Here is a 3,554-nt window from a genome sequence, read left to right on the forward strand (position 1 = left end):
ATCCGGGGTTTCTCCGCCGGTTGTCACGTTCACGTCTCTCGTTCCCGCCGCCGCGCCCGCGCCTATGGTGATGTTTGCCGTGGCGTGCGTGGCGTCGGTTACTGTTGTTGAGTTGACTGTTATGTCCGCGCCGAAAGAAGCGGTCGAGCCCGCCCCGAACGCCGTGTCGGTTCCCACGATGTCCACGTTCATGGTCTGGCCCTGCGCCCCGGAGGTGGGGAGCACGGATGCGATCGTTGGACTGTCAAATCTGGCAAAACGGTTGCGGGCTGCTCCTCCAATTGTGGTGAAGTCTCCTCCGGCATAGACAGTAGTGCCGGAGAGGTAGACTTCCCAGATGTTGTTATTTGCGTTCGGGTTCCAGGCAGTGGCGGCGCCGGTGCTCACGTCAAGTGCCGCGATGCGGTTTCTTGTTGTCGCGCCGCCTGCTAAGGTCGTGAAGTCTCCCCCGATAAACACGTCTGAGCTCGACGGCGTGATGTCGCGGACAACGTCGTTCGCATTCGGGTTCCAGGTGGTTGCATTTCCATTGGTCATGTTCAGCGCCGCGATGCGGTTTCTCGCTTGCCCGCCGATGTTCGTGAAGTACCCCCCGGCGTAAACGGCAGTTCCGTCCCCGGAGATCGCAAGTGTAATGACGTAGGCGTTCGCGTTCGGGTTCCAGGCGGCGTCAGCATTTCCATTGGTCATGTTCAGCGCCGCGATGCCGTTTCTCGCTTGCCCGCCGATGTTCGTGAATCCTCCTCCTCCGACGTAGACGGTGGTTCCGGAAATGAGGATGTCACATATTTCAGCGCCCCCGGTCGCGTTCGGGTTCCAGGTGGCGTCAGCATTTCCATTGGTCATGTTCAGCGCCGCGATGCCGTTTCTCGCTTGCCCTCCGATGTTTGCGAAGTACCCCCCGGCGTAAACGGTAGTTCCGGAGACGGCAAGTGTGTAGACATAGTTGTTCGCGTTCGGGTTCCAGGCGGTGACGGCGCCCGAGGTATCAAGCGCCGCGATGTGGTTTCTGGCGGTGGGAGTGGTGCCGATGTTATGGAACCATCCCCCGACATAAATCGTGGTTCCGGAGACGACTATTGACTCGACAACATCGTCCGCGTTCGGGTTCCAGGTGGTAAGCGCTCCTGTGGAGTCAAGCGCCGCGATGTGGTTTCTGGGCGTCATCCCGCCACCTTCGGGGCCCACGTTGTGGAAATCGCCGCCTATATAAGTAATGCCGCCCACGATTGCTACAGTGCGCACCTTTCCATCTGTCACATAGGTGCCCTGGTTGGGAGTAGAGTTCATGGCTGCATGCGCGACCGGCGGGGCGATTAGCCCGGGCGCCAGGCCCGCGAGAAGGAGAACCAGCGCCACTGTGGTGATTACTTTGCCTAATGTCTTTGATTGACGGTTGCCGCCTGCGGTTTCCATAACTCCTCCTTGTCAAGAGACATGAACTCGATACCGATACAAAAAATTATATCACTGTCCTACAACTGTCAAATGATGGAAACGCAACACAGGGGCTTGACCCCCTGTGTTGCGTTTTAGTTAGAGAAGCCACCTATTGTGTCGGTGCCGGCGCCTCTGTTGTTCCAGTACATGGCGCGCTCGACCATGATTTTTTTACCGGCGGTCTTTGATGTGACTTTGATGGAGGCCCCGATATACGGCAGTTTGTCCGCCATGTTAAACGTTTTGCGGGAGTTAGCAGGGATGGTCTCCGTGAAAACAACGTTTCCCGTCCCGGTGTTGGTGAGATATGAAATCTCTACCGAGACAGGAGTTGTGTTCGGGTTCTGTACGAGCGTCCACGTCTCCGTGCCAGCGTATGTCTCTCCGTCCGGGAGGTAGAAGGTGGCATGCGGTGAGTCCATCCCTATTGAATCGTGGCACGCTTCTCCTGTCCCGTTGTCCCAGTACATGGCGCGCTCCGCGATGATGGGGGCAGAGCCGTGGACTTTCGTCGAGAGGTCTGTTTTAGACACATCCGCCACGTCGTTTACCTTGATGGTTTTGCGGGAGTTCGCCGGCATGGTGAACGGGGCCTGGGGCTTTGCTCCTGTCGGGGTCATGTAAGTGACTGTGACATCAGTTGGAGTGGCGTTGGGGTTCTGCACAAGCAGGTAAGTGGTGAACCCCCAGTCTGTTGTGCCCTCTGCCAGGTAGTAGTCGGTTGCGGGAGCGGTTGTCCCTATGGAGTCGTGGCCCTCCCGACGGTTGTTCCTGTACATCGCCCTCTCAGGAATTACAGGGATGTCTGACTCTACCTTGATAGAGGCGTCTTTCTGCCCTATGTCTGTTTCCATGTTAAAGGAAGCGCGGGACGCCCTGGGGACGTTGTGTGTGACTATCTTTAGTTCCTCTCCCTCTATCATGTAGGTGACGGTCGCCGTGGCGTCTGTTGTGGAGCTCGGGTTCTGTATGAGGAGCCAGGTCTCAAACCCCCACTTGCTGGAGCCTTCGGGGAGGTACCACGTCTTTGCGGGCGCGGTGACCCCTACGGAAGAGTGACCCTCCGGGGAGTCGGCCCCCGGGCCTGTCCACGTCATGCGCCTGTCCACGCAGATCGTCTTTTCCTCCTTGCATTCGACTTTTGTAGAGAAGTCTGTTTGGCCTATGTCGCCACTCGGGTCGAAAAATGTCTGGGACATGGCGGGCAATGAAATCTCCGCTCTTGTCTGAGGCCCTGTCTTTGTCATGTAAGTCACAAGAGCTGTGACTGCGGTCGTGTTAGGGTTCGCGATTGTGATGTAGGTCACAAAGCCATAGTCGGATGTGCCCTCCGCCAGATACCAGATGGGTGAGCTTACGGTGTACGTTTTTGCGTTGGAAGTTCCATTGTTCGCCGTAACTGTGACCGGCCCGGTCACGGCGTCAGAGGGAACCCTCACCACTATTTCAGTGTCCGACCATGAGATGTAATCCGCCGCGGCGGCCTTGATCGCGTTGAAGTTGACTGTAGCCGCGCCCCGTGAGGGGCCGAAATACGCGCCTTTGATGGTGATGACGGTTCCAGCCGGGCCGAACGAAGGTGAAATTGAAGTGATAGATGGCTTCTGCGGTATTATTGTGAACGTCAGGGCATTGGATGTTCCTCCGCCCGGAGCGGGGTTGGACACGGTTACGTTAGCCGTCCCGACTGCTGTTATGTCTCCTGCCACGATGACGGCTGTGAGCTTTGTGGGTGATACATAAGTGGTCACGCGACTTGCTCCGTTCCACATTACATCTGAATCCGGCGTGAAGTTGGTTCCGTTCACGGTCAAAGTAAAGCCAGCTTCTCCGGCAGTCTTGCTGGCGGGAGAAATGGAGGTAGTGATTGGCACGGGGTAGCGGATCTGGAAACCTCCCGCAAGCGTGCCTGATTGCCCGTCGGCGTTCTCTACAAAGACATCCCAGTCCCCGCCTGCCGCCCCGGTGAGATCAAAGTCGCACGTTATCTGGGTTTCTGGAGTGACTACCACGCTGGTGGCGACGATGTCGGGCTGTCCCAACTTCTTGAGGCGAACAATGGCGCCGGTCTGAAAACCGGTTCCAGCGAGGTCTGTGATGTTCACTGTGCCGTT

The 3,554-nt window shown here is 57.4% G+C and carries 2 protein-coding genes; both read right to left on the reverse strand.

The features are described 5' to 3' along the window. A partial coding sequence (locus tag CVT63_08040; GenBank protein ID PKQ27429.1) for a hypothetical protein occupies window positions 1-1,416 on the reverse strand: 1,416 nt, incomplete at its 3' end. 116 nt (window positions 1,417-1,532) lie between these two features. Continuing rightward, window positions 1,533-3,545 carry a hypothetical protein gene (locus CVT63_08045; protein ID PKQ27430.1) on the reverse strand — a complete coding sequence of 671 codons (2,013 nt, stop codon included), beginning with the start codon at window positions 3,543-3,545 and terminating at the stop codon, window positions 1,533-1,535. Between the last annotated feature and the right edge of the window lie 9 nt (window positions 3,546-3,554).

This window comes from Candidatus Anoxymicrobium japonicum, assembly GCA_002843005.1.
Lineage (GTDB): Bacteria > Actinomycetota > Geothermincolia > Fen-727 > Anoxymicrobiaceae > Anoxymicrobium > Anoxymicrobium japonicum.